The 6616-nt window shown below is 72.8% G+C and carries 5 protein-coding genes; 1 reads left to right on the top strand and 4 read right to left on the bottom strand.

Annotated features, from left to right (window positions below; all coding sequences use genetic code 11):
- A partial coding sequence (locus D7V97_RS37995) for an amidase (protein WP_147445146.1) occupies positions 1 to 1407 on the bottom strand: 1407 nt, incomplete at its 3' end.
- Positions 1408 to 1478: 71 nt separating this feature from the next.
- A complete protein-coding gene (locus D7V97_RS38000) occupies positions 1479 to 2213 on the bottom strand; it encodes a murein L,D-transpeptidase family protein (protein WP_233583490.1) in 735 nt (244 codons plus the stop codon).
- A 304-nt stretch (positions 2214 to 2517) separates the two neighbouring features.
- Between D7V97_RS38000 and D7V97_RS38005 the strand changes: the two genes are divergently transcribed.
- Positions 2518 to 4896, top strand: coding sequence for an RIO1 family regulatory kinase/ATPase (locus D7V97_RS38005; RefSeq protein WP_120615487.1), 2379 nt, complete (start codon positions 2518 to 2520; stop codon positions 4894 to 4896).
- Positions 4897 to 4949: 53 nt separating this feature from the next.
- On the opposite strand, the gene D7V97_RS38010 is transcribed toward D7V97_RS38005, so the two are convergent.
- Together D7V97_RS38010 and deoD are read right to left on the bottom strand one after the other, a co-directional pair.
- On the bottom strand, positions 4950 to 5837 hold the full coding sequence (locus tag D7V97_RS38010; RefSeq protein ID WP_120615488.1) for an alpha-ketoglutarate-dependent dioxygenase AlkB: 888 nt from the start codon (positions 5835 to 5837) through the stop codon (positions 4950 to 4952).
- A gap of 10 nt (positions 5838 to 5847) precedes the next feature.
- Positions 5848 to 6561 (bottom strand): purine-nucleoside phosphorylase, encoded by a 714-nt coding sequence (gene deoD / locus D7V97_RS38015; protein WP_120615489.1) that lies wholly within the window; start codon positions 6559 to 6561, stop codon positions 5848 to 5850.
- Positions 6562 to 6616: the final 55 nt, after the last annotated feature.

The raw sequence follows: 6616 nt of genomic DNA on the forward strand, positions 1-6616 counted from the left end.
CCCCACGAGCTGCACCCCCACCGGCAGGCCCGCCTCGGTGCGCCCCAGCGGGAACACCACGACGGGGTTCCCCGTGGCGTTGAAGAAGCTGGTGAACCCGCCCAGCGCTTCCAGGTAGCCGCGCGGCGCGCCGTCCACCTCCACCGGTCCGCCGAAGGGCGTGTGCGGGATGGCGGCCGTGGGCGACACCGGCACCAGCCACGCGTCCCACCCCGCCAGGAACCGCTCCAGCGTGGCCATGTGCCCGTCCCGCCGGGACAGCGTCGCGCCCATGCCGGCGAGGTCCAGGTACGTGCCCCGCACGATGGCCGCCGCCATCCGGTCCTCTTTGAGCGGGAGGAACTGGTCCCGGAAGCCCTGGCACCAGGCCGGCGGCAGCGGGGCGCCCACCTCCCCGCCCTCCATCAGGCCCCACACCTCCAAGAGGTCGTCGAAGTCCAGGGCCTCCGGCACGGCGTGCTCCACGACGACGCCCTCGGCCCGCAGCGTCGCGGTGAAGCGCTCGAGGAGCTGGCGCGTGGAGTCGTCGGCCCGGAAAGGGCCCAGCGTGTCCGCCCACGCCAGCCGCAGCCCCTTCAGCGCCCGGGGCTTCGCGGCGCCCAGCGGCGCGACGGGCGGCACCTCCGGGTTGCGCGGATCCTCGCCCTCGATGAGGGACAGGATGAGCCGCAGGTCCGCCACCGAGCGCGCCAGCGGACCGGAACACGCCATGTGGCGCACGTGGCGCGGACCATTGGGCATGTCGGGGACGTGGCCCGCGTTGGAGACGCGGTGCTCCGTGGGCTTGATGCCGACGATGCCGCAGAAGTGCGCCGGCAGCCGGATGGAGCCGCCAATGTCGCTGCCCACCTCGAAGGGGGTGAAGCCCGCCGCGACCGCCGCCGCCGCGCCACCGCTGGAGCCGCCCGTCGTGCGGCCCAGGTCATGCGGGTTGTTGGCCCGGCCCAGCAGCGGCCCGTGCGTCTGGTAGTCGGAGGCGAACGGCGGCAGGTTCGTCTTGCCCCAGAGGATGGCGCCCGCGGCCTTGAGCCGGGCCACCGCGGTCGCGTCCTCCGAGGGCACGTACCCGGCCAGCTCCGGATGGCCGGACGTCGTGCGCAGGCCCGCGGTGCTGAACGCGTCCTTCACCGTGAAGGGCACACCGTGCAGCGGTCCCCACACCTCCCCTCGCGCGAGCGCGGCGTCCGCCTGGGCGGCGCGTTCGCGGGCCCGCTCCTCGTCCCACGTCACGACGGCGTTGAGCGCGGGGTTGTGCTGACGGGCGCGGGAGAGGAAGGCCTCCAGCACCTCCACGGCGCTGACCTGGCGGGCGCGAAGGGCGGCGGCCAGCTCCGTGGTCGTCAGGGACACGAGCGCTCGCGCGCCCTCGGGAGACCCGGACTCCTGCAGCCCGACAGAAGACTTCATGTGCGCAACCCCCAGGAGTCGGCGACAGCGGCGGCACCGACGATGGGGGGATTTCTAGCAGGTCCTCGGGGCTACCGGACAGGGAAGGCCGGGGTCACCACGTAGGCCGTCGCCGCGGCGTTCACCTTCACGCGCGGGGGGCGCCGCTGGGCCTCGAACCACCGGTAGCCAGGCTCCAGGCCGCGCCAGAAGTCCTTGCGCGAATCGGTGACGCCGGGCAGGGCCTCCAGCGCCGCGAGCCCCGCCGCGTCCAGCCGGCGCGGGAAGATGTGCACCGGCACGTCGCGCCCCATGCGCGCCCGGGCCTCGGACACCATCACGTACAGCGCTTCAATGGGCCCGTCCTCGATGGCCAGGCAGCCGATGCTCACGCAGTTGCCGTGGATGTAGATGTCGCCGCCCGGCTGCGCGGCCCCCAGCTTCCGGTCGAGCGCGTTCGGGTAGCTCACGCGCATGGACAGGTGGAAGTTGCTCTTCGGGTTGAAGAGGTCGACCGTGTAGAAGCCCTCCGGCACCTGGGAGTCGCCCATGGCGCGCTTGGGGCCCACGTCGCCGGACGCCGCGCAGATGGGATACGTGCGCACCTTCACCAGCGGCTTGCCCCGGGGGCCCGCCCAGACCTCCAGCTCGCGCTCGACCTTGAAGGCCCGCAGGTAGAGCTCCTCCGGGGGCCAGGACAGGCCCGCTGCCTTGAAGCTCCGGACGAGCTCCGCCGTCTGGTGCTCCCGGGCTCCGGCGACGCGGTCTTCCGCGTGCGCGCACAGCGAGGCGAACAGGACACCCCACAGCGGTAGGACCTTCATCATGGGCGGACGGCTCCTCTTGTTGCGGGATTGGCGGGACTTGGACGTCCGAGCCGCGTCAAGCGGTCCCCGGGCAGGGATGGCCGGCGAACAGGTTACAGGGACGACCCCACCCCTGGCCCCCTGCTTGCCAAGCTGCTAGCAAGCGGTACGTGGGCCTTCTGGACGACGTTCAGCGTGACGGCGATGGAAACCAGGGCCTGCCCGGTGTTCTCATCTCCAACGTGCATCATGGCGAGCAGGGGCCGCCGGTGTACGTGACGCCTGAAGCTCCCCGCCCCGTGCCGTTCCGGCCTTCTGCCTAAGAATGAATGACTCCCTCGAGACCCTCCTCGCCGACGGCATCATTGACGCCGTCATCGGCCAGCTGAAGACGGGCAAGGAGGCAGAGGTGTGGCTCGTCCAGCACGCCGGCCAGGTGGTCGCCGCCAAGCTGTACAAGGAGCGCCACGAGCGCAACTTCCGCAACAACTCCGGCTACAAGGAAGGCCGTGAGGTGCGCAACTCGCGCACCCGGCGCGCCATGGAGAAGGGCAGCCGCTTCGGGCAGGCCGCCGCGGAGGAGGCCTGGAAGAACGCCGAGGCCGACTCGCTCTACAAGCTGCACGCGCAGGGCGTCCGCGTCCCCACCCCCGTGCTGTTCTACGAGGGCATCCTCCTGATGGAGCTGGTGCTGGACGAGCAAGGCCAGCCCGCGCCCCGGCTCGTGGAGGCCCCGCCCCTGACGCCCGAGGACGCCGAGGCCGTCTACCTGGACCTGCGTGGGCAGGTGATTCGCACCTTGTGCGCGGATCTCATCCATGGGGACCTGTCGCCCTACAACATCCTGATGAGTGGGAATGGGCCGACGCTCATCGACTTCCCGCAGACGGTGGCGGCCGCGCGCAACAGCCAGGCGGAGTTCTACTTCCGCCGCGACCTGGACAACGTGCGCGAGTTCCTCACGGGCATCTCGCCCCGGCTGGAGAGCCGCTCGGGGGACACGGGCGAGATCTGGAATGCGTACGTGCGGCGCGACCTGACGCCGGAGTTCTCGCCGTCGGGCACGTTCCGCGAGCCGCCGCGTCGTCCGGGGGCGCAGGGTCGCCCGGCGGGTCGGGCGGAGCGCTTCGGGCAGGAGGGACGCGGCGACCTGCGCGCGGCCCCGGCGCCCGTGGCCGCGGTGGAGCTGGAGGACGGCGTCAGCGCGGAGGAGGCGGAGCTGCGCGCGCTGGAAGCGCTGGTATTGCGGCAGGGTGGCGGAGAGCGCGGACGGCCGGTCGTCACGTCGAGCCCGCGCGATGGGCGGCGGCGTGGTGGGGGATTCGGTGGCAAGCCGCCGCCGCGCAACGGCAGTGCTCCCCGGCCCGGGAACGCGGGACCGCAGCAGGGTGCGGCGGCGCGTCCGCAGCAGGGCGGAGCACGGCCCGGCGGGAACAACGGACGTCCGCAGCAGGGCGGGCCGCGCGCCGGAAACGGTGCCCCGGTGGCGCAGGGCGCGAACGCTTCGGGCGATGCGCGCACGAATGGCCGGCCTCCGCAGGGTGGCGGGCCTCGCAACGGGAACCCGCAGCAGCGCGCGCCGAACGAGCCGCGCCGCGATGGGCGTCCGCCGCGACAGCCGAACGGTGACGTGCGCGCGAATGGCCCGTCGCAGCCGCAAACTGGCAATGCGCGCATCAACGGCGCGCCGTCGGGCGGCGAGCCGCGCACGAACGGGGAGCCGCGCATGAACGGCCGCCCTCCGCGTGGCGAATCGCGCGCGAACGGCCGGCCCCAGCAGGGCGGTGAGCCCCGGATGGACGTCGCGCAGCAGCATGGCGAGTCGCGCGCGAACGGCCGCTCCCAGGGCGGCGAGCCCCGTGCGAATGGCTCGCAGCAGAACGGCGAGCCGCGCATGAACGGCCGGCCTCAGCAGGGCGGCGGCGCCCGGGAGGAGAACCCGTCGCAGGTCAGCGGGCCCCGGATGAATGGTCGAGCGCAGCAGACCGCTGGCGCTCGGACGGACGGGCAGCCCTCGCAGCACGGCGAAGCGCGCGCGAACGGCCGGTCCCCGCAGAACGGTGAGCCGCGCACGCAGGATCGGTCCCAGCAGAATGGCTCCCGGAACGACGGACCGTCAGCGCGGCAGCCTGGCGAGTCCCGAGCGAGTGGCGCGCAGCAGAACGGCGAGCCGCGCATGAACGGTCGCCCGCGGCAGACCAATGGCTCCGACCCGCAGGCCCCGTTGCAGCAGTACAGCGAGCCCCGGATGAACAACCGGTCGCAGCCGCGAAACGGCGAGTCCCGAGCGAGTGGCGCGCAGCAGAACGGCGAGCCGCGCATGAACGGTCGCCCGCAGCAGCAGTACAGCGAGTCCGGCACGAACGCGTCGCCGCAAGGCGAGCCGCGCACGAACGGCCGGCCCCCGCGCGGACAGCGCACGCCGAACGCCGAAGACGCCTCCTTCGCCCCCCCGACGAACGGCGGACCCGGCGACAACCGCCGCCAGCGCGCGCAGGACACCGAGCCCCCGGGCGGGCGCGGTTCCCAGTCCGCCCCCCACGAAGCGCGTGGCAACCCGCAGGGCAACGCGCCCCGGATGCCGCGTCAGGCGCCGGAGCGGGGCGGAGGACGTCCCGCCCGGGGCGGCTCTCCCCAGGTCAGCTACGTGGGCCGTTCGCCCGCGTCCGCCTCCACCAACCGGGGTCCCGAGACGGGCTCGTAGTCGCCCGTCCCAGCGGAAAGGCCGGCGCGGACGCACGACGTCCGCGCCCTCCCCTACTCCGCCTTCGCCGCCGACTCCCGCGCCAGCTCCTCGCGGAAGAAGCGGCTGCCCTGCGCGAGCGTCGCCATGTACGGCCGCACGTCCTCGCGGGCCTCCGCGCTCAGCGCCGCGAACGGCGTCACGTGCGCGTCCGGCACGTAGCGGAACGTCAGGTTGATGCGCCGCGTGCGGAAGTCCGGCAGCTCCGGCGGCATCACGTGCCCGGCGCGCGTGTCCACCCGCTGCACCCGGTGGAACGTCTGCTCCTTCCACTGCGCGCCGCCGAAGAGCTGCAACGAGCCATCATCCAACCACTGCTCCAGCACCACCGCGTCGCGCTCGCCAGGCCGTGAGGACGTGACGAACTGGATGAGCGCACGCTCACCCAATGACAGCGACGCCACCGGCCCGGGCTCGAAGTCCTTGTGCTCGCCCACGCGCGCGGTGTCCACCCAGCGCCCGTCCTCCAACCGGCTGCCGTAGAAGTTCACCAGACACGTGTTGAGGTGCCAGCCCTGCGGCATGTCCGGGCCCCGGAACATCCGCCGCGCCAGCGCCTCCACCTTGACGAGCTGCCGCTCCAGCACCTCCGGGAAGGGCTCCGCCTTCACGCAGCGGTCCTTCACGCCCTTCGGTGGCCGGTAGTAGTCGAGGCACGCGAACTGCCAGTTGCCCAGCCAGTACACCGGCCGCAAGAGCCGCCGCTGCGCCTGCCCCTCCGGCGGGGGGAAGTGCTTCGAATAGCGCTCCTCCCACAGGGGGTGCAGCGTGCCCAACCACGCGAGGATCTCCGCGCGGTCCGAGGCCGCGAGGAAGCTCGCGTTGTAGTGGTGGCCCGGGGTGCGCTGGGCCGCCTTGCGCGCCAGCCCCGACGGCGGGCCCCTGCGGGAACCAAAGCTCATGCCCGCGTCCTTACGCCTCGGAGACGGCGACGTCGAGCGCCAGCTCGATCATCTCGTCGAACGTCGTCTGCCGATCCTCGGGGGACAGCTTCTCCCCGGTGAGGATGTGGTCCGACACCGTGAGCATCCCCAGCGCCCGCGCGCCGAACTCCGCCGCCACGCCATACAGGCCGGCGATCTCCATCTCCACCGCCAGGATGCCCATGCGGGCGAGCGTGGCGTTGAGCGCCTCCTGCGGGTGGTAGAACAAATCCGACGTGAACACCGAGCCCACGCGCACGGCCTTGTTCCGCTTCTCCGCCGCCTCCACCGCGCGGCGCACGAGCGTGAAGTCCGCCACCGCCGGGAAGTCGTGGTCCATCAGGCGCATGCGGTTCACCCGCGAGTCGGTGCCCGCGCCCTGCGCCACGATGACGTCGCGCAGCTTCACGTCCTCGCGCAGCGCCCCGCAGCTGCCCACGCGGATGAGCACGCGCGCGCCGTAGGTCCGCACCAGCTCCGTCGCGTAGATGGAGATGGAGGGCACGCCCATGCCGTGCCCCAGCACCGACAGCTTCTTGCCCCGGAAGGTGCCGGTGTAGCCCAGCATGTTGCGCACCGACGTGACGGCGCGCGCGCCTTCCAGGAAGCGCTCGGAGATGTAGCGGGCGCGCAGCGGGTCGCCGGGCATGAGGACCACTTCGGCGAAGTCACCCGGAGCGGCGGAGATGTGCGGAGTTGCCATGGAGCGTGAAGCCTTTCAGCGCGCGGTCGACAGACCGGACGGGGCGCCCGTCGGG

Origin of the sequence: Corallococcus sp. CA053C (genome assembly GCF_003611675.1) — a bacterium.
Lineage (GTDB): Bacteria > Myxococcota > Myxococcia > Myxococcales > Myxococcaceae > Corallococcus.